14 protein-coding genes are annotated in these 19,828 nt (G+C 73.3%); 7 read left to right on the forward strand and 7 right to left on the reverse strand.

From position 1 onward, the window contains the following. Nucleotides 1-3: 3 nt before the first annotated feature. The 3 genes from AB0M76_RS34720 to ftsE form a co-directional block, all read right to left on the reverse strand. Entirely contained in the window at nt 4-1,206 is a 1,203-nt protein-coding gene (locus AB0M76_RS34720; RefSeq protein ID WP_365956740.1) for a S41 family peptidase, read from the reverse strand. Nucleotides 1,207-1,273: 67 nt separating this feature from the next. Beyond that, nucleotides 1,274-2,206: a permease-like cell division protein FtsX gene (gene ftsX / locus AB0M76_RS34725; protein ID WP_365956741.1), complete on the reverse strand. Its 933-nt coding sequence runs from the start codon at nt 2,204-2,206 to the stop codon at nt 1,274-1,276. Between the two features lie 16 nt (nt 2,207-2,222). Next, nucleotides 2,223-2,912, reverse strand: a complete 690-nt coding sequence (ftsE, locus tag AB0M76_RS34730) for a cell division ATP-binding protein FtsE (protein ID WP_030161344.1) — start codon at nt 2,910-2,912, stop codon at nt 2,223-2,225. Nucleotides 2,913-3,159: 247 nt separating this feature from the next. Here ftsE and AB0M76_RS34735 point away from each other — a divergent pair, with 247 nt between their 5' ends. Then, a complete protein-coding gene (locus tag AB0M76_RS34735) occupies nt 3,160-3,351 on the forward strand; it encodes a hypothetical protein (RefSeq protein ID WP_053784895.1) in 192 nt (63 codons plus the stop codon). A 106-nt stretch (nt 3,352-3,457) separates the two neighbouring features. Here the strand turns inward: AB0M76_RS34735 and prfB are convergent, their stop codons facing one another. Beyond that, nucleotides 3,458-4,567 (reverse strand): peptide chain release factor 2, encoded by a 1,110-nt coding sequence (prfB, locus tag AB0M76_RS34740; RefSeq protein ID WP_266666571.1) that lies wholly within the window; start codon nt 4,565-4,567, stop codon nt 3,458-3,460. 314 nt (nt 4,568-4,881) lie between these two features. Here prfB and AB0M76_RS34745 point away from each other — a divergent pair, with 314 nt between their 5' ends. Continuing rightward, nucleotides 4,882-5,883, forward strand: a complete 1,002-nt coding sequence (locus AB0M76_RS34745; protein ID WP_365956742.1) for a 2-oxoglutarate and iron-dependent oxygenase domain-containing protein — start codon at nt 4,882-4,884, stop codon at nt 5,881-5,883. Between the two features lie 67 nt (nt 5,884-5,950). Here AB0M76_RS34745 and AB0M76_RS34750 read toward each other — a convergent pair whose 3' ends face one another. Next, the gene (locus tag AB0M76_RS34750; protein WP_365956743.1) at nt 5,951-7,216 is read right to left on the reverse strand and encodes a serine/threonine-protein kinase; all 1,266 of its coding nucleotides are present in this window, start codon (nt 7,214-7,216) and stop codon (nt 5,951-5,953) included. Between the two features lie 150 nt (nt 7,217-7,366). Next, complete coding sequence (locus tag AB0M76_RS34755) at nt 7,367-9,139, reverse strand: protein kinase (protein WP_365956744.1); 1,773 nt, start codon at nt 9,137-9,139, stop codon at nt 7,367-7,369. Between the two features lie 460 nt (nt 9,140-9,599). Between AB0M76_RS34755 and AB0M76_RS34760 the strand changes: the two genes are divergently transcribed. From AB0M76_RS34760 to AB0M76_RS34780, 5 genes are all read left to right on the forward strand, one after another. Then, a complete protein-coding gene (locus AB0M76_RS34760; protein WP_365956745.1) occupies nt 9,600-12,791 on the forward strand; it encodes an FHA domain-containing protein in 3,192 nt (1,063 codons plus the stop codon). A gap of 145 nt (nt 12,792-12,936) precedes the next feature. Beyond that, nucleotides 12,937-14,325: an ABC transporter substrate-binding protein gene (locus AB0M76_RS34765; RefSeq protein WP_365956746.1), complete on the forward strand. Its 1,389-nt coding sequence runs from the start codon at nt 12,937-12,939 to the stop codon at nt 14,323-14,325. A gap of 97 nt (nt 14,326-14,422) precedes the next feature. Further along, on the forward strand, nt 14,423-15,676 hold the full coding sequence (locus tag AB0M76_RS34770; protein ID WP_365956771.1) for a sugar ABC transporter permease: 1,254 nt from the start codon (nt 14,423-14,425) through the stop codon (nt 15,674-15,676). Beyond that, nucleotides 15,673-16,584 (forward strand): carbohydrate ABC transporter permease, encoded by a 912-nt coding sequence (locus AB0M76_RS34775; protein ID WP_365956747.1) that lies wholly within the window; start codon nt 15,673-15,675, stop codon nt 16,582-16,584. Before AB0M76_RS34770 ends, AB0M76_RS34775 begins: the two co-directional genes overlap by 4 nt. 123 nt (nt 16,585-16,707) lie before the next feature. Continuing rightward, nucleotides 16,708-18,981 (forward strand): bifunctional glycosyltransferase family 2 protein/CDP-glycerol:glycerophosphate glycerophosphotransferase, encoded by a 2,274-nt coding sequence (locus AB0M76_RS34780; RefSeq protein ID WP_365956748.1) that lies wholly within the window; start codon nt 16,708-16,710, stop codon nt 18,979-18,981. A gap of 59 nt (nt 18,982-19,040) precedes the next feature. On the opposite strand, the gene AB0M76_RS34785 is transcribed toward AB0M76_RS34780, so the two are convergent. Then, nucleotides 19,041-19,685, reverse strand: coding sequence for a TetR/AcrR family transcriptional regulator (locus AB0M76_RS34785; protein ID WP_365956749.1), 645 nt, complete (start codon nt 19,683-19,685; stop codon nt 19,041-19,043). Nucleotides 19,686-19,828 lie beyond the last annotated feature (143 nt).

Raw genomic sequence — 19,828 nt, forward strand, 5'->3', positions numbered from 1 at the left:
GCACTACGGACCCACCCCCAGGCCACCCAATACTGTGCGCGCCCGTTCCTCGGCGCCGTCGGCCGCCGCGAGGTCCGGGGTGATGCCGTTGCCGTCGAGGCTGCGGCCCGCCGGGGTGCGGTACGTGCCGACCGTCAGCTCCGCCACCGAGCCGTCCGGAAGCTCCGTCGGCATCTGCACCGAGCCCTTGCCGAAGGTCCTCGTGCCCACCGCCACCGCGCGGCCGCGGTCCTGGAGGGCGCCCGTCACCAGCTCCGCCGCGCTCATCGTGCCGCCGTCGACCAGCGCCACCACGGGCCTCGCGGTGTCCCCGCCCGGACTCGCGTACAGGGCGCGCTGGGCCCCCCGTACGTCGTACGTGGCCACCAGCCCGCCGTCCAGGAAGGCGGAGGCGGCCGTCACGGCCTCGGTGACCAGGCCGCCCGGGTTGCCGCGCAGGTCGAGCATGAAGCCGGCGCCGGCCGGGGCCGCGCGGACGGCGGCCCGGACCTGTTCGCCCGAGCCGCGGGTGAAGGAGGCGACCTTGATGACGGTGATCCCGCCCGGGAGCTCCCGTACGGTCACGGGCTCGGCGTGCAGCTGCTCGCGGCGCAGGGTCTCGGTGCGGTCGACGCCGTCCCGGGTGAGGTGCAGGACGACGGGGGTGCCGGCCTCGCCGCGCAGCAGGGCGACCACGTCGCAGACGCGCAGGCCGGTGACGGCGTTGCCGTCGATGCTCAGCAGCCGGTCCCCGGCGCGGAGCCCGGCCCGGGCGGCGGGGCTGCCTGGCTGGACCTTGTCGACGTCGATGCGGCCGTCCCGGCGGCGCTCGGTCCAGAGCCCGACGCCGGTCCAGCGGCCGTCGAGGTCGTCGGTGAAGGCGGCGTACTCGCCCTGGTCGTAGACCATGCCCCAGCGGTCGCCGCTGCGGCTGACCACCTCCTGGGCGGCCTTCTTGCCGGACTTGCCCTCGGCGACGGCTTCGGCGGCGGCGCGGGCCACGGCCTCGCGGTCGGCGGTGCCGCTCTCCCGGGGCGCCTCGGGCGCGGCCGCGGGGGTCTGCATACCGGCGGCCGTTAACCCGCCGCCGGCGGCCCCCAGGGCGTCCGCGCGGTCCCAGCAGCCGGTGCCCGCCGCGGCGCCGACGGCCGCGATGAAGGCCAACGTCAAAACGGCCCCGCGACGCAGGTCGCGGGGCCGGAGACAGAAGGCGGGCAGACCCGGCATGGCGCCGAGTCTAGGACAAGCCCCGTGGAGGCACGGCGGGTTGGGCGGACCTCACACGGGGCGCTTGTCACACCTTCAGGTACTTGCGCAATGCGATGAAGGCGGCCAGCGAGGGCATCAGCACCCCGATGACCAGCACCAACGGCAGCTTGGTCAGGACGGAGTCCCAGCCGATGAAGTTGATCAGCTCCATCTTGGCGCGCAGCGAGGCGCCGTGGTCGATGACGAAGTACTGGCCGGCGCCGAGCATGACGCAGGCGAACATGCCGCCGATGAGGCCCGCGAAGGCGGCCTCCATGATGAACGGCACCTGGATGTAGAAGCTGGAGGCGCCGACGAGCCGCATGATCCCGGTCTCCCGCCTCCGGCTGAAGGCGGAGACGCGCACGGTGTTGACGATCAGCAGCAGGGCCACGATCAGCATGATCAGCATGATGCCGAGGGCGGCCAGGTTGAGGTAGCCGAGCATCGTGAAGAGGTTGTCGAGCTCCTGGTGCTGGTCCTCGACCGACTGCACGCCGTCGCGGCCCGCGAAGGCGGTGGTGATGACCTTGTACTTCTCGGGCTGCTCCAGCTTCACCCGGAAGGATTCGGGCATCTGGTCCGGTGTGATCACCGAGGCGAGCGCGGTGTGCCCGAAGCGCTCCTTGTAGTGCTTGAAGGCCTCGTCCGAGGACTCGTAGTGGACCGTCTCGACGAGGTCCATCTTCTTCAGGTCGGCCTCGATCTGCTGCTTCTGCTCGGGCGTGACCGCGCCCTTGGCGCAGGCCTTGCTCCCGCCCTCGCTGTTCTCCTCCACGTCACTCTTGTTGCAGAGGTAGACCGAGACGTTGACCTTGTCGTACCAGTAGCCCTTCATCTGGCTCACCTGGTCGCGCATGAGCAGGGAGCCACCGAACAGGGCCAGCGACAGGGCCACGGAGATGATGACCGCGAAGGTCATGGTGAGATTGCGACGGAGACCGACGCCGATCTCCGACATGACGAACTGGGCGCGCATGACGTCTCAAAGCCCTTCAGTGCTGGTAGCCGTAGACGCCGCGCGACTGGTCGCGTACGAGTCGGCCCTGTTCGAGTTCGATGACGCGCTTGCGCATCTGGTCCACGATCTGCTGGTCGTGCGTGGCCATGATCACGGTGGTGCCGGTCCGGTTGATCCGGTCCAGCAGCTTCATGATGCCGACCGAGGTCTGCGGGTCGAGGTTGCCGGTGGGCTCGTCCGCGATCAGGAGGGCCGGCCGGTTGACGAAGGCGCGGGCGATGGCCACGCGCTGCTGCTCACCACCGGAGAGCTCGCCTGGCATCCGGTCCTCCTTGCCGCCGAGGCCCACGAGCTCCAGGACCTGGGGGACGGCCTTGCGGATCTCGCCTCTCGGCTTGCCGATGACCTCCTGGGCGAAGGCGACGTTCTCGGCCACGGTCTTGTTGGGGAGGAGGCGGAAGTCCTGGAAGACGGTCCCCAGCTGGCGCCGCATCTGCGGGACCTTCCAGTTGGAGAGCTTGGCGAGGTCCTTGCCGAGCACGTGGACCTGGCCGTGACTCGCCCGTTCCTCGCGCAGGACCAGCCGCAGGAAGGTGGACTTGCCTGAGCCGGAGGAGCCGACCAGGAAGACGAACTCGCCCTTCGCGATGTCCAGGGAGACATCTCTGAGTGCAGGACGGTTCTGCTTCGGGTAGGACTTGGAGACGTTGTCGAATCGGATCACGGGTGCACCACGGTCGCCGGGAGTAGGTGTGCGGAGTCGGTGTGCGTGACCATACGCGAACGGGCGGGGGGTGGGGGCCCGGCGTCCGGAGTTGCCCGATATATCCCCTGGTCCGGGAGGGGATCGTCCCGGGATGGTCCGTGATTGCCCGGACGGGCCGCGCCGAATGTCGCGAGAGCTGGCACAGTGGTAGGGAACGGACTCGTTCCGTCAGGCGTTGTTCAAGGGGACGAGAGGAGGAGAGCGCATGACATATGACCGGCTCGTGTGCGCGAACTGCGCCGCGCCCGTCAGTCAGGGCCGCTGCCCGGTGTGCCGGGCGAACCGGGAGCGCCTCCAGCAGGAGGGCCCCTTCGCCGGCCTGAACCCCATGGCGCTCATCTTGCTCCTGGTGGTCCTTGTGGCAGCTCTGGCCTGGGTGGCGCAGCAGGCGGCGTAGCCTCCCCGCGTTCCGATCATGACATTCCGGCATGGGAAGGGCCCGGACACCTCAGGTGTCCGGGCCCTTCCCATGCCGTTCGCCGCCTCAGCGGTCTGCTGCCGCCTTACGCGGTCTGCTCCTGCTGCTTGCGCCAGCGGATGCCGGCCTCGAGGAAGCCGTCGATCTCGCCGTCGAGCACCGCCTGCGGGTTGCCGACCTCGAACTCTGTCCGCAGGTCCTTGACCATCTGGTACGGGTGCAGGACGTAGGAGCGCATCTGGTTGCCCCAGGAGCTGCCGCCGTCCTTGAGGGCGTCCATCTTGTCCTTCTCCTCCTGGCGGCGCCGCTCGAGCAGCTTGGCCTGGAGGACGTTCATCGCGCTGGCCTTGTTCTGGATCTGCGAGCGCTCGTTCTGGCAGGAGACGACGATGCCGGTCGGCAGGTGCGTGATGCGCACCGCCGAGTCGGTGGTGTTGACGCCCTGGCCGCCGGGGCCGGAGGCGCGGTACACGTCGACGCGCAGCTCGGCCTCGTCGATCTCGACGTGGTCGCTGGTCTCGACGACCGGGAGCACCTCGACGCCCGCGAAGGAGGTCTGGCGGCGGCCCTGGTTGTCGAAGGGCGAGATGCGCACGAGGCGGTGGGTGCCCTGCTCGACGGAGAGGGTGCCGTAGGCGTACGGGGCCTTGACCACGAAGGTGGTCGACTTGATGCCGGCCTCTTCCGCGTACGAGGTCTCGTAGATCTCGGTGGAGTAGCCGTGGCGCTCGGCCCAGCGCAGGTACATGCGTTGCAGGCGCTCGGCGAAGTCGGAGGCGTCGACGCCGCCGGCCTCGGCGCGGATGTTGACCAGCGCCTCGCGCTCGGCGTACTCGCCGGAGAGCAGGGTGCGGACCTCCATCTCGTCCAGCGCCTTGCGGACGGAGGTCAGCTCGGCCTCGGCCTCGGCGAGGGTGTCCGCGTCGTCCATTTCCTGGGCGAGCTCGAACAGCACCGCGAGGTCGTCGATGCGGCCGCGCAGGGTCTCGGTCTTGCGGACCTCGGCCTGGAGGTGCGAAAGCTTGCTCGTGATCTTCTGGGCGGCCTCCGGGTCGTCCCACAGGGACGGCGCGGCGGCCTGCTCCTCGAGCACGGCGATTTCTGCCCTCAGCTTGTCGAGGTCCAGGACGGCCTCGATCGACCCCATGGTCGAGGAGAGGGACTTCAGCTCTTCGGAAACATCGACGACTGCCACGGGTCCAGCGTAGCCGGTCCGCGGACGGCACCGTCCGGGCAGGCCGGATCACCCGTTCTGGTGAGCAGGGGAACGGGCGTACGCTCACGGTATGACTCTCCTCCTCGTCAAGCGCCGCCATGTGGACCACATGCGTGTCACGACGACGAGCTGTCTGCCGCCGGACCATCCCCAAGCCTGATCCACCCCGATCCGACTTGGTCCTGTACGCGGCCCAAGCGGCTCCGGCGCCATCCCTGCCGGCGGCCCTCCCCATCCGCTGCCCCGACACCCTTTGGGGAACAGGACCCCGTGACATCCGAAACGGAGCCGTCATGCCGTCCGCGCACACCTCTCTTCCCGTCATCGATCTCTCCCAGGCCGACGACCCGACCCAGCGGGCCGACTTCCTGAAGCAGCTGCACGCGGCAGCCCGGGACACCGGCTTCCTGCATCTGACCGGGCACGGCATCACCGATGCGGAGACCGCCCGCATCCTCGAGCTGACCAGGGCTTTCTTCGCCCTGCCCGAGGCCGACCGGCTCGCCGTGAGCAACCTGAACTCGCCGCACTTCCGCGGCTACACCCGTATCGGCCACGAGCTGACCGGCGGGGCCTCCGACTGGCGCGACCAGCTGGACGTCGGCGCCGAGCGGCCGGCGCCCGTGGTGGGCCCCGACGACCCGCCGTTCCTGTGGCTGGAGGGCCCGAACCAGTGGCCGCAGGCCCTGCCGGAGCTGCGTCCCGTCGTACTGGAGTGGCAGTCCCGGCTGGCCGCGGTGGCCCACCGCCTGCTGCAGGAGCTGCTGACCTCGATCGGCGCCCCCTCCGACTTCTTCGACGAGGCCTTCGCGGACCGGCCGCACCTGCACACGAAGCTGATCCGCTACCCCGGCTCCTCCCCGACCGGCACCGATCAGGGGGTCGGGGCCCACAAGGACTACGGGTTCCTGACGCTGCTGCTGCAGGACTCGGTGGGCGGCCTGCAGGTGCGGCAGGGCGACGGGTTCCTGGACGTGCCGCCGATGCCGGGGGCGTTCGTGGTCAACCTGGGCGAGCTGCTGGAGATCGCGACGGAGGGGTACCTGGTGGCCACGGACCACCGGGTGGTCAGCCCGCCGGGGGCGGTGGAGCGGTACTCGGTGCCGTTCTTCTACAACCCGCGGCTGGATGCGGTGGTGGAGACGGTTCCGGGCGAGTACCTGCGGTCGGCGCCGGGGGTGGCGCACGATGCCACGAATCCGCTGCACGCGGAGTACGGCCGCAACGAGCTGAAGGGCTGGACCCGGGCCCACCCGGCGGTGGCCCGCCGCTGGCACCCGGAACTGGCCGCTTAGCCGCCGGCTCGGAGCCCGAACGCCGACGGGCTGGAGCTTCCACCCGTCCGGCGCCAGGTGCTGCCGGCTAGGGCTTCGGCTTCGACGGGGCGGAGTGTTTGCTGTCCTGCGGGGGTGGCGGCTCGTCGCCGGAGGCGGCCAGCCAGGTGCCCACGCCCAGCGCGGCGGCCAGGGCGACGGCCCCGGCCGTCAGGGCCAGGCGGCGCTTGCGGGCCGTCTCCGCGCGGTGGCGGGCCGAGCCCGGCCGGTGGCCGCCCGCAGGGCGGGGGACCCGGGCCGTGCCCAGCGCGCCCCCGGCCAGCTCGTCCGGCCCCGGCACCCGCATCGAGGTGTGCGTGTCCCGGTTCGAGTCCGTCGCGGAGCCCGGCACCAGCGGGACCACCCCCCGGCGGCGGACCGGGCCGTCGCCTTCCACCGGCTCCGCCGACTCCGGCTCCGGCTCCGGTTCGTCCGGCTCGTCCACGTCCAGCGGCGGCATCCCGGCCAGGAGGGGGAGCAGGTCCCGCAGGCGGACCGACAGCTCCGACGCGCGCAGGCGCGAGGCCGGGGCCTTGGCCAGGCACTGCACGATCAGCTGCCACAGCTCGTCCGGGATCCCGGGAAGCGGGACCACCGTCTCCGTCACGTGCCGGCGCAGCACCGCGCCCGGGTGGCCCCCGCCGAACGGCGTGAAACCCGCCAGCAGCTCGTACAGCACGGTGGCCAGGGCGTATATGTCCACCGCCGCCCGCGGCGGCAGGCCCTCCACGATCTCCGGCGCCAGATAGTCCGGCGTCCCGATGATCCGGGTCGTCGGGGCCGAGGCCCGCGCGCCCGGCGCCCCGACGGCCCGGCGCGGCGAGTCGATCAGCTTGGCCACGCCGAAGTCGGTCAGCAGCGCCGGATGCGATCCGCCCGGCCCCAGCGGCCCCTGCATGTCCAGCAGGACGTTCTCGGGCTTCACGTCCCGGTGCACGACCCCGGCCGCATGCGCTGCCGCCAGGGCGTCCGCGACGTCGGCGACGATCGCCACGGCCGCCTCGGGGGCGAGCCGGCGCTCCCGGTCGAGGCGCGTGCGCAGGTCCGTACCGCGTACGAGGTCCATGACCAGGGCCAGGTCGTTGCCGTCGACGACGAGGTCGCGGACGGAGACGATGTGCGGGTGGTCCAGGCCGAGCAGCGCGCTGCGCTCCTGGACGAAGCGTCCGACCAGCTCCTGGTCGGACGCGAGGTCCTCGCGCAGCAGTTTGACGGCGACGGGCCCGTCCGGCCCCTCGCCCAGCCACACCGTGCCCGCGCTGCCGCGCCCCAGGATCTGGTGCGCGGTGTACCGGCTGCCGATCTTCCGTGCCACGACTGCTCCCTCAGCGGCTGGCGTACGCACCAAAGCTACGCGGCCGGGTGGGGGTTGGACGCCCCGGAACACGGTGACCTTCACTTCTGGGCGCGAAATCACGTCCCAGAAGTCGACAAATCCACGAAGTCGGCGCTACGAGAGCCCGGTTCAGGGCGTGCCGCCACCCGTGCCGCCGCCCGCGGAGTCGCCGATCGCGCCGACCCAGTCGACGATGTCGGAGCCCCAGGTCCACAGCTGGTCCCACCAGCCCTTGCCGGTGCCGACCCACTCCTGGAGCGGGGTGAGCTCCCAGACCAGCCAGCCCGCCACGACGAACAGCAGGATCATGACCAGGCAGCCCTTGAGGCAGCCCAGGCCCGGGATCTTGACCGGGTTGGCGCTGCGGCGGCGCGGCTCGCGGGGCTCCCGGGGGGCGCGCTGCTGCGGCGGCGGGCCCTGCGGGGGCTGCTGCTGCGGGGGCGCCTGGCGCTGGGGCTGCTGCTGGTACGGGGGCTGCTGCGGCTGCTGGTACTGCTGGGGCGGCGGCTGCGGCTGGTAGTACGGCTGCTGCTGCGGGGGCTGCTGGTACTGCGGCGGCTGGGGGCGCTGCTGCTGGTACGGCTGCGGCGGCGGGCCCTGCCGGTACTGCGGGGGCTGCTGCGGCCGTTGCTGCGGCGGCGGGGGCGCCTGCCGCTGCGGGCGCCGGCGCAGGGGGTCCTCGCTCGGGTCGAGGTACTGCATCTGCGTCTGCTCGTTGCGGTCGCGCGCGGCCTGCATCTGCGACTGCCACGGGTGCGGCTGGTCCGGCTGCTGCACCGGGGGCATGACGGAGGTCGGGTCCGCGCCGGGCCCGCCGGGGCCGCCCGTGCTGGGCAGCACCGAGGTGGCATCGGCGGCGCCGACCGGCGGGAGCACGCTGGTCATGCCGTTCGGGTCGTACGCGCCCATGGGCGACGCGGCGGCGGCGCGGCCGGGCAGCACCTGGGTCGGGTCGGCCGCGGCGCCCGGGGTCTCGGGGACTGGCGCGGGCGAGGGGTCGGGCGCGAGCAGCGCGCCGACGCCGAGGGCGGCCTCCACCTCGGCGGGGGCGCTGTGCACGCCGATGCCGGAGGCGACCACGCGCAGTCCGCGGGCCAGGTTCTCGGCACTGGGGCGCTCGTTCGGCTCCTTGCGCAGGCAGCGCTCGATGACGATCCAGAGCGGCTCGGGCACGTTCGGCGGGCGCTGCGGGTCCTCGCTGAGGTGGCGGTGGAGCACCTCGAGGGCGGTGCCGCCGGCGAACGGCGGGCGCCCGGTGACCAGTTCGTAGAGCAGGATGCCGGCGCCGTAGATGTCGACGGCGGAGGTCTGCGGGCGGCCCTCGGCGGACTCGGGCGCGACGTAGGCGGGGGTGCCGACGAACTCGTGCGTGCGTGTCAGGCCCGGGGAGTCGGCGAGACGGGCGATGCCGAAGTCGGTGAGCATCGGCTTCATCTGCCCGCCGCGCTCGTCGAGCAGGACGTTGGCGGGCTTCAGGTCGCGGTGGACCACGCCGTCGGCGTGGCTGGCGGCGAGCGCGTCCGCGATCTGGGCGGTCAGCAGGCCCGCGGCGACCGGCGTGAAGGGGCCGTTCTGCCGGATGTACTTGTGCAGGTCCGGGCCGTCGATCAGGTCCATGACGAGGGCGAGGAGGTCGCCCTCGACGACGAGGTCGCGGGTGCGCACGATGTTGGGGTGCGTCAGGCGCAGCAGGACGGAGCGCTCGCGCAGGAAGCGCATGACGATGTCCGCGTCCTGGGCCAGCTCCTCCTTGAGGACCTTGATGGCCACCGTCTCGCCGGGCTGCCCGGCGACGGCTGCCTCCGCGCCGGCGGTCTCCCGCTGGCGGGCACGCCAGACGGTGCCCGTGGCGCCGCGTCCGAGCGGCTCCTCGAGCAGGTACTTGCTGCCGACTGGCCGCACGTCTCGCGCTCCCTGCTGTCGTCCTGCTGTGGTTCGTTTTTCCGGCCCACTCTAGGGGGTGTCGCCGGGGAAGACGCGGGGTGCCGGGGGTTGGTTGCCGCACATATATACGAAGAGTGATGTTTGGCGGGGTATGCCGGGGGCGATTTTCCCCTGGGTTGCCCGGCGCCCCCCGGCTTTCGTCGGCTTGTATGTCCGGATGCGCGCCCGGCCGGATGCCTCGCGCGGACGAAGGGGTGCGATCATTCAAGATCATTTATTGGCCGGTGCCGGGCGTGTTGTCCGTGACAGGTGCGAGGATGCACCCGTACGGAACGGCCGGGACGGGAGCCCCGCCTTCCGGGCAGACCTGACCGGACGACGCGCCGTGCCGGGTGGGGGGTTGGTCGGGCAGGCATGCCCGTCGTACCCCTGCCGGGCGCACGCACCGCGCACCGCGCAGAAGGGACCGCTGACGGCGATGCAGATCCGGCTGACCGTCCTTGGGTCGCGCAGCGGCCACCAGACCGCGCCCGCCGGCTGTGACGTGCTCGTCACCGCGCCCGTGGGCACCGCGCTCGCCGCCGTGGCCTCCGGCCTGGCGGCGAGCGTCGGCGGGCCCGACACCGGCGGCACGGTCGTGCTGTACGCCGGTACGGAGCGGCTCGACCTCCAGCGGCGGGTGCTCGGGGAGCCGCCGCTCGTGGACGGGGCGGTGCTGGGGCTGCACGCGCCGGTGCCGGACGTCCTGCCGGACGGGACGGACGGCGCGCAGCTGCACGTGGTGGCGGGCCCGGACGCGGGCGGGGTGCACCTGCTGCACCCCGGGGCGATCCGGATCGGGCGCTCGGCCGACGCCGACGTCCCGCTGGACGACCCGGACGTGTCGCGGCTGCACTGCGCAGTGACGGTGATGCCGGACGGGCGGGTGGCGGTGGCCGACCTGGACTCGACGAACGGCACGACGGTGGACGGCGCGGTGGTGGGGGCGCAGCCGGTGGCGCTGCCGCCGGGCGCGCTGCTCCGCGTCGGGGAATCGACCCTCCGCCTGGCCCCCGGCTCGGCGTCCCCGCTCCCGGTCGTCCCGGACCTGGAGGGCCACCTCTCCCTGGCGGGCCCGCCCCAGGACACCCCCGCCGAGCCCGGTCCCGGCACGGAGCGTTCCGGCGCGGCGGACTCGGGCCGGCAACCCGACGCCGCCGCCGGAGCCTCCGGCGCGCAATGGTCCGGCGAGGCCGGTCTCGGCACCGGGCGCCCCGCAGAGCCCGGCGCGGGCCGGACCGGCGGGAACGGCATGCCGTCCGAGGGGGGCCGGGCGCCCTCCCGGCCGGGGGCGGCCGGCTCTGCCGCCGCCCAGCAGGGATCGTTCCCCCGCCCCGCCCCTTCCCGAAACGGGGGCTCCGGCCCCGACCGCCCCTCAGGGCCGGGCCGGACCGGCGAAGCCGAACCCACCCCGGGCTCGGCGCCCGGCGGCCCCTCCGGGGCCACTTCCGGGACGGGCCTGCACATCGGCACGCCCGGCGCAGCCGGGGAGTCCGGCGCCGGTGGGCAGAAGGCGGGGCGGAAGAGGGGGATCGGGGCCTGGGCGCGGAAGTGGGTGCGGGGGGAAGAGGAGCCCGCGTACGGGGGTGCGGCCGCCGAGCCGGCCGTGGCCGCCGTGCCCGATGCCGATGATCCCGCCGCGCTGCTGCTGGCCGCGCTCGGGCCGACCCGGCGGTTGTGGTCCCGTACCCGCGGGCAGCTCGACGTCGGCCTCGGGGCCGGGAGCCGGATCGCGCTCCAGGACGTCGGCTCGCTCGGCATCGCCGGGCCCCGCGGACGGCTGGCCGGGGTCGCCCGGTCCGTCGTCGCCCAGCTCGCAGGGCTGCACGCGCCCGGAGAGCTGGAGATCGTGCTCCTCGCCGCAGACCGGGCGCGCGGTGTCGCCGAGCGGCGCGGCGACTGGGGGTGGCTCGGCTGGCTGCCGCACGTGCGCGCCGCGCACGGCCAGGACTGCCGGCTGCTCCTCGCGTACGACCGCGACCAGGCCACCGCCCGCACCGGTGAGCTGACCCGGCGCCTCGACGACAGTCCCCTCGGCACCCACTGGGCCGCCGCCGACCCCCACAGCGTCCGCGAAGCCGCGTACGCCCACCAGGGCCCGTACACACTGCTCGTCGTCGACGGCGATCCCGGCTCCGGGGCGCTGCGCGACATCACCGGCCGGCTCGCCTCGCACGGGCCGGCCGCCGGGATCCACGTCCTCGTGCTGGCCGAGACGCCGGCCGCCACGCCCGCCTCCCCGCTCGCCGAGACGTACGAGGCCGCCTGCGCGAGCAGCCCCGCCTTCCGGGACTGCGGCGCGGTCGCCCTGCTCAGCGGTGATGTGGCCACGACCGTACGGACGTTCACGGTGACCGGCGGCAAGCCGGCCCCGCCCGGCACCACCGCCACCGCCGACGCCGTCTCCGCGGCCTGGGCCGAGCGGTTCGCCCGGGCCCTGGCCCCGCTGCGCGGCGAGCCCTCCCCCGCCGCGCCCCGGCGGGCCGTCGCAGCCGCGCTCCCGAACACCGCCCGGCTGCTGGACGAGTTGGGGCTGGCCCGGGCCACCCCGGCCTCCCTGATGGCCCGTTGGGCCGCCGCCACCGACCAGGGGCAGGAGGTGGGCGGCCGCGCCGAGCTCGTGCTCGGCAGCGGACGGCGCGGGCCGGTCGGGGCCGAGCTGGTCCAGGACGGGCCGCACCTCCTCGTCGAGGGGCCCGCCGGCAGCGGCCGTACGGAACTCCTGCGGTCGGTGGCCGCCTCCCTCTCCGCGGCCGCCCGGCCCGACCGGCTGGGCCTCGTCCTGCTGGACGGGGCCGGCGGCGAGCGCGGCGACGGGCTGCAGCCCTGCACCGAGCTCCCGCACGTCGCCGCCCACCTCATCGCCTCCGACCCCGTCCGGATGCGGGAGTTCGCGCAGGCCCTCGGCGCCGAGCTGAAGCGCCGCGCCGAGCTCCTGGACGGGATCCCGTTCGCCGAGTGGCACGCCCGGCACGAGGTGTCCGACCGGATGGTCTCACCGCGCCGGCCCAGCCCCGGCGAACTGCTCGGCGACCTCGACCCCCAGCGCACGGGCACGCTCCGGCTGCGCACCGCCGCCCCGCGCACCGACCCGGCCGGGCCGAGCCCGCTGCCCCGGCTGGTGGTGCTGGTGGACGACTTCGACGCGCTGGTCGCGCCGGGGCTCGGCAGTACGGGCCGCCCCGCCGCCGGCTCCGTCGTACGGGCGCTGGACGCGGTGGCCCGCGACGGCGCCCGGCTCGGCGTGCACCTGGTGGCCGCCAGCGCCCGCCCGGACCGTACGGCCGACAGCGAGCTGTCCCGTGCGAACCCGCTCCGCATCGATCTGGACGCCCCCGACCAGCCGGGCCCCGGCCGCGGCCTGCTGCGGTACGCCGACGGGCGGACGGTCCCGTTCCAGGCCGGCCGGGTGACCGGCCGGATCCCGCGGACGGCGACGCAGCGGCCGACCGTGGTGCCGGTGGAGTGGGAGCGGATGGGCGATCCCCCGGCCCGCCGCCCCGTGCGCGAGCTGGGCAACGGCCCGACCGACCTGGCGCTGCTGGCCAGCGCCCTGGACCGGGCCTCGCACCTGGTCTCGGCGATACCCGTGCTGTTCCCGCCGGCCCCGCCGGTCGCCCCGGCGCCGTGAGCCCCGAGCGCTGAGCCCTGGGCCCTGCGCCGTGAGCCCTGGGACCGCGACACGCGGCGACACGGCTGAGGCGGTATTGCGGGGGTGCGCGGCTCGGCGTAGACCTTGTGGGACCAGTCACACCACGGGCATCGGGGGCAGAGCCATGCGCAGGCAGGGAACGAGCCGTACGACGAACCGTAGAAGCAGCCACGCCGCCGCCTGGACGGCGCTCGCGGCCGCGGGTGCGCTCGCGCTGAGCGCGTGCGGGGACGGCGGGGAGAAGAAGGACGGCCCGCCGCAGGGCGGGGAGGCGTCCACGGCCGGGCAGCGGGTGGAATTACCGAAACTGAACGGCGAGAAGCTGGAGGTCGCGGCGGTCTGGACGGGTCCGGAGCAGGCGAACTTCACGAAGGTCCTGAAGGAGTTCGAGAAGCGGACGGGTGCCACGGTCACCTTCGTCCCGGCCCAGGACCCGATCGTCACCTTCCTCGGCACGAAGATCGCGGGCGGCCAGCCGCCGGACGTGGCGCTGCTGCCGCAGGTCGGCGCCCTGGTGTCGGCGGTGCAGAACAAGTGGGTGCAGCCGGTCGGCCCGGAGGCCAAGGCGCAGCTCGACAAGAACTACTCGGACGGCTGGAAGCAGCTGGGCGCGGTCGACGGCACCCAGTACGGGGTGTACTACAAGGCCGCCAACAAGTCGCTGGTCTGGTACAACGCGAAGGCCTTCGAGGCGGCGGGCGTGCAGCCCCCGAAGACCTGGAAGGAGCTGCTGACCGCGGCCGACACCCTCTCCGCGTCCGGTACCCCGGCCGTCTCGGTGGCCGGTGCGGACGGCTGGACCCTGACGGACTGGTTCGAGAACGTCTACCTCTCGCAGGCGGGCCCGCAGAAGTACGACCAGCTCTCCAAGCACCAGATCAAGTGGACGGACGACAGCGTCAAGCAGGCGCTGACCACCCTCGGGGAGCTGTTCGGGCGCAAGGACTTCCTGGCGGGCGGCCCGAGCGGGGCGCTGGCCACCGAGTTCCCGAAGTCGGTGACGCAGACGTTCACCGGGGGCGACCGTCCGGCGGCCGCGATGGTCTACGAGGGCGATTTCGTGGCGGTGAACATCGGGCAGACCGAGGCGAAGGTGGGCAAGGACGCCCTCGTCTTCCCGTTCCCGGCGGTCGGCGACAAGGCGCCGGTGGTCTCGGGCGGCGATGTCGCGGTCGCGCTGAAGCCGTCGACGGGGGCGCAGGCGCTGCTGACGTTCCTGGCGTCCCCGGACGCGGCGGAGATCCAGGCCCGTGAGGGCGGTTTCGTCTCCCCGAACAAGTCGGTCGACCTGAAGGCCTATCCGAACGACATCCAGCGGAACATCGCCAAGGCCCTGATCGCGGCGGGCGACGACTTCCGCTTCGACATGTCGGACCAGGCACCGGCGGCGTTCGGCGGGACCCCGGGCGCGGGCGAGTGGAAGGCGCTTCAGGACTTCCTGGCGAACCCGTCGGACGTGGCGGGCATCCAGGCCAGACTGGAGGCGGACGCGGCCAAGGCCTACGGGAACTGATCCCGTGCCGGCCACGGGATCAGCGGCCACCACGGCCGGCTCTCCTTCACGGTCCGCGGAGGCCCGGCGCCGCCGCCTCGTCGCGGCGGCGTTCCTCCTGCCCGCCCTGGTGCTGCTCGGCGCGCTCGTCGTGCACCCGATCGGCTACTCGGTCTACCGCAGCTTCTTCGACCGTTCGGGTGACACGTTCGTGGGCGGCGGCAACTATCAGGAGATCCTGCACGACGACACGATCCGCACGGCCCTGAAGAACACGGCCCTGTGGGTGGTGCTGGCGCCGACCACGGCCACCGCCCTCGGCCTGATCTTCGCGGTGCTCACCGAACGGGTGCGCTGGGGCACGGCGTTCAAGCTGCTCGTCTTCATGCCGATGGCGATCTCGATGCTGGCGGCGGGCATCATCTTCCGGCTCGTGTACGACCACGACCCCGACCGGGGGGTCGCGAACGCGGTCTGGGTCGGGGTGCACGACACGTTCGCGGAGTCCTCGGCCTTCCCGAAGGCCCGTCCGGGCCGCGACTCCCCGCTGGTCCCGGCCACCGGAGCCGCCGCGGGCGGCTTCACCACCCGGGATCCCGTACGGGCGGGCGCAGCGGTGCTGCTCCCGCTGGTCGGCGTGGCCCCGGAGGACCTGCCCGAGGGGACCCGTACGGCCCGGGCCGCGCCCGCCGAGCCCGGCAAGGTCACCGGGACGGCCTGGCAGGACTTCACCCGGGGCGGCGGCGGCCGGACGAACGCGGTCGACCCGACCGAGTCCGGCTTCGCGGGGATACGGATCGAGGCGGTCAAGGACGGCAAGGTGGTCGACTCGGCGACGGCCCGCGCCGACGGCACCTTCACCCTGTCCGCAAAGGCCGACGGGGCGCTGCTGCGGCTGCCCGCGTCGAACTTCCGGGAGGCGTACGCGGGGGTGGAGTGGCTCGGCCCGACGCTGGTGACCCCGGCGGTGATCGGGGCGTACGTCTGGATGTGGGCCGGTTTCGCGATGGTGCTGATCGGGGCCGGGCTGGCCGCCGTACCGCGGGAGCTGCTGGAGGCGGCGCGGGTGGACGGGGCGAACGAGTGGCAGGTATTCCGCCGGGTCACGGTGCCGCTGCTGGCGCCCGTGCTGGCGGTCGTCCTCGTCACCCTCGTCATCAACGTGATGAAGATCTTCGACCTGGTCTTCGTGATCGCTCCGGGCTCGGTGCAGGACGACGCGAACGTCCTGGCCCTCCAGCTGTACCGCACCTCCTTCGGCACCGACGCCGATCCGGGGCTGGGCAGCGCCATCGCCGTACTGCTGCTGGCGCTGGTGCTCCCGGTCATGCTCTACAACATCCGCAGGCTGCGTAAGGAGGGGTCCCGATGAGCGCCTCCGCCCAGGCCCGCCCGGAAGCACGTGCCGGTGCCCGCCCCGTTCCCCGCGCCGGTGCGCGGGCCGGCCGGCTCGCGGCCGGCGCGGCGGCGGGGGCCGTCCGCGTGTTCCTGGTGCTGGCCGCGCTGTTCTGGCTGCTGCCCACGCTCGGGCTGCTGATCTCCTCGTTCCTCTCTCCCACCGATCTGAACAAGGGCGGCTGGTGGCAGGCGCTGACCGCGCCGACGCGGCTGACGGCCGACAACTACGAGCGGCTGCTGGCCAACGACACCATCATGAATGCGCTGCTCAGCACGGTGGCCATCACGGTCCCGGCGACCCTGCTCGTGGTCGCCCTGGGCTCGTTCGCCGGATACGCCTTCGCCTGGCTGGAGTTCCCGGGAAGGGACTGGCTGTTCCTGGTCGTGGTCGGGCTGCTCGTCGTTCCCGTACAGGTGGCGCTGATCCCGGTCTCGGAACTCTTCGGCTCCATCGGACTGTTCGAGACCACGGCGGGGGTGGTCCTGTTCCACACCGCGTTCGGGCTGCCGTTCGCCGTCTTCCTGCTGCGCAACTTCTTCGCGCAGATCCCGCGCGAGCTGCTGGAGGCGGCCCGCCTCGACGGCGCGGGCGAACTGCGGCTGTTCGCCCGGGTGGTGCTGCCGCTGGGCGCGCCCGCGATCGCCTCGCTCGCCATCTTCCAGTTCCTGTGGGTGTGGAACGACATGCTGGTCGCGCTGGTGTTCGCGGACTCGGCGCACCCGCCCGTCACGGTCGCCCTCCAGCAGCAGGTACGGCAGTTCGGCAACAACATCGACGTGCTGGCGCCCGGTGCGTTCCTGTCGATGGTGGTGCCGCTCGTGGTGTTCTTCGCCTTCCAGCGGCAGTTCGTCACGGGGGTGATGGCGGGGGCGGTCAAGTAACTACCACAGCATCGTTGACGTGCGGCATTGACGCTCGGTAACCCGAATGCCACACGCTGCGTAACCCGATCGCCACACCGGGGGTTGCTGGGCAATATGCCCGCGCCGACCCCTGGATGTGCCGTGCCCCGGTTCAGCGTCATCGTGCCCGCGTACAAGGTTCAGGCGTACCTCCAGGAGAGCCTGGACTCGGTCCTGTCCCAGTCGTACCCGGATCTGGAACTGATCGCGGTGGACGACGCCTCCCCGGACGCCTGTGGCTCGATCATCGACGAGTACGCGGCGCGGGACCCGCGGGTCACCGCCGTGCACCTGGCGCACAACCTCGGCCTGGGCCCGGCCCGCAACGCGGGCCTGGCCCGGGCGACCGGCGACTACCTGCTCTTCCTCGACGGGGACGACACCCTCGCCCCGGGCGCCCTGCAGGCCATCACCGACCGGCTCAAGGACACCGGCTCCCCGGACGTCCTCGTCTACGACTACGCGCGCACCTTCTGGACCGGGGAACTGGTCCGCAACCGGCTCGCGCACCGGCTGTCCGAGGAGGGCCCGGCCAGCTTCCGGCTCGCGGACCGCCCGGCCCTGCTCGGCATGCTGATGGTCGTCTGGAACAAGGCCTACCGCCGCGAGTACGTGGAGCGTGAGGGCCTGGAGTTCCCGCCCGGGTTCTACGAGGACACCCCCTGGACCTACCCGGCGCTGCTGGCCGCCGAGTCCCTCGCCGTCCTGGACCGGGTGTGCGTGCACTACCGCCAGCGGCGCACCGGCTCGATCCTGACCACCAGCAGTGGCCGCCACCTGGACATCTTCGACCAGTACGACCGGGTCTTCGGGTTCCTCGCCGGCCGCCCCGAGCTGGAGCGCTGGCGCCCCACCGTGCACCGGCGGATGGCCGAGCACTTTTGCGCCCTGTACGCCGACCCGCGCCGCCTCCCGCGTACGAGCCGCGCCGAGTTCTTCCACCGGGCCTCCGGGCTGCTGCGCCGCTACCGGGCCGCCGGCATCCGGCCGCTGTCCCTGTCGCGCACCGACCGGATCCGGCACACCCTGATGCGGTTCGGGGTGCGCCGGACGTACCGCACGCTGTCGCTGCTCCGCTCGGCCGCGCTGGCGGCGGGGCGCGCGGGGGTGTCGCTGTGGCGGGGCCTGCGCGAGAGCGCGCTGCGCCTGCACTACCGCGTCCAGCGGCTGCTGCCGCTGCGCCAGGAGCTGGCGGTCTTCTCCGCGTACTGGCACGGCGGCTACGCCTGCAATCCGGCGGCCGTCGAGGCCAAGCTGCGCGAGCTCGCGCCCCGGATGCGGACGGCGTGGATCTGCGACCCGCAGCACGCGGCGACGCTCCCGCCGCAGACGGCGATGCTCCGGCCGGGCTCCGCGGCGTACTGGACGGCCCTCGCCCGGGCCACGTACCTCACCACGAACGTCAACTTCGACCGCGCCCTGGTCAAGCGGCCGGGCCAGGTGCTGTTGCAGACCCAGCACGGCACTCCGCTCAAGCGGGTCGGCCTGGACCTCCAGGACCGGCCGGCGGCCACTCCCACCACGGATTTCGCGGGCCTGCTGCGCGGCGCGGACCAGTGGGACTACCTGCTCTCCGCGAACCGGCACTCCACTCTGGTGTGGGAGAAGGCGATCCCCTCCTCGTACGCCACGCTCGAGTACGGCTACCCGCGCAACGACGCCTTCCACCGGGCCACCCTGGACGACGTGCTGGCGCTGCGCGAACGCCTCGGCATCCCGGCGGGCTCGACGGCGGTCCTGTACGCGCCGACCCACCGCGACTACCGGCGCAGCCGGCCCGAACACCTCGACTTCGAGCGGGTGCTGCGCGATCTGGGCCCGCGCTTCACGATCCTGACGCGTACGCACCTGACGTACGCGGACTCGCCCGCCCAGCCGGTGCGCCACCCGCGCCTGGTCGACGTCTCCGCGTACCCGTCGGTGGAAGAGCTCTGCCTGGCCTCGGACGCCCTGCTGACGGACTACTCGTCCCTGATGTTCGACTACGCGGCGCTGGACCGGCCGATCGTGATCCACGCGGACGACTGGGAGGCGTACGAGGCCGCCCGCGGCACCTACTTCGACCTGCGGTCGTGCCCGCCGGGAGCGATCGCCCGGACCGAGGACGAGCTGGTGGACATCTTCGCCACCGGCCACTGGCAGGGCTCGCGCTCCGCGCAGCTGCGGGCGGCGTTCCGCTCGCGGTTCTGCTCGTACGACGACGGCCATGCAGCCGAACGCGTCGTACGCCGCGTCTTCCTGGGCCAGCCGGCCGCGGTCCCGCCGGTCGTCCCGCTCGCTGAGCGCCGGCCGGCTCCGACGGCCCCGCCCTCGGCCCCGTCCGCCACCCCGGAACCCACACTGGCCCCGCTGACAACTCCGGGTCTCTGGCCGTAGCCGTCCCGTTCTTCCGTTCCGCCCGCTGGTGCCGCCGTCGGCCGCCCCTGTCGTCCGCGTCAGGACGCGGACGACGTGGCCGTCAGGCCCGCCACCACCGATCGGGCCAGGTCGTCCAGGTACTCCGCCGGCACGGCGTCGCGTACGACCACCTGCCGCCAGTAGAGCGGGCCGATGGCCAGGTCCAGCGCCCGGCCCGGATCCGTTCCCGCCGCGAGTTCGCCCCGCGCCACCGCCTCCGACACGATCCCCTCGGCCATCCGCCGTTCCCCCTCCAGCAGGGCGCCGCGCACCGCGTCCGCGATCTCCGGGTTGCGGGCCGCCTCGACCAGCAGGTCCGGGATCACCGCCGAGGCGACGGGGTGCCGCAGCACGTGCGACATCACCTCGAGCAGGGCCCGTACGTCCCCGTACAGCGATCCCGTCGCGGGCACCGGCAGGCCGTCCACCGCGAAGGCCCCCACCAGGTCCAGCACCAGGTGCAGCTTCGACTTCCAGCGCCGGTAGACGGCCGTCTTGCCGACGCCCGCGCGCCGGGCGATCCCCTCGATGGACATCCGCGAGAACCCGACCGCGGCCAGTTCGTCCAGTACCGCGGCCCGGATCGCCTCGGTCACGTCCTCGCGCAGGACGGCGGCCCCGGCGGGGGCGCGGCGGGCGGGAGCGGGGGCTGGGGCGGTGCCGGCGGCCGAGTCGGTGGTCATGCACAGAGCATAGCCGGGTACGCCGCGACCAGCTCGTCACGACGATACGGTTGCGTTCCGACGTAACCCGTCCTAACCTCGCCGTAGCGACGATACGGACCCGTCCCTCCCCCAGCTACCGCTGGAAGGTGCCCCCAGCCAGC

This window comes from Streptomyces sp. NPDC051364, assembly GCF_040682115.1.
Classification (GTDB): domain Bacteria; phylum Actinomycetota; class Actinomycetes; order Streptomycetales; family Streptomycetaceae; genus Streptomyces.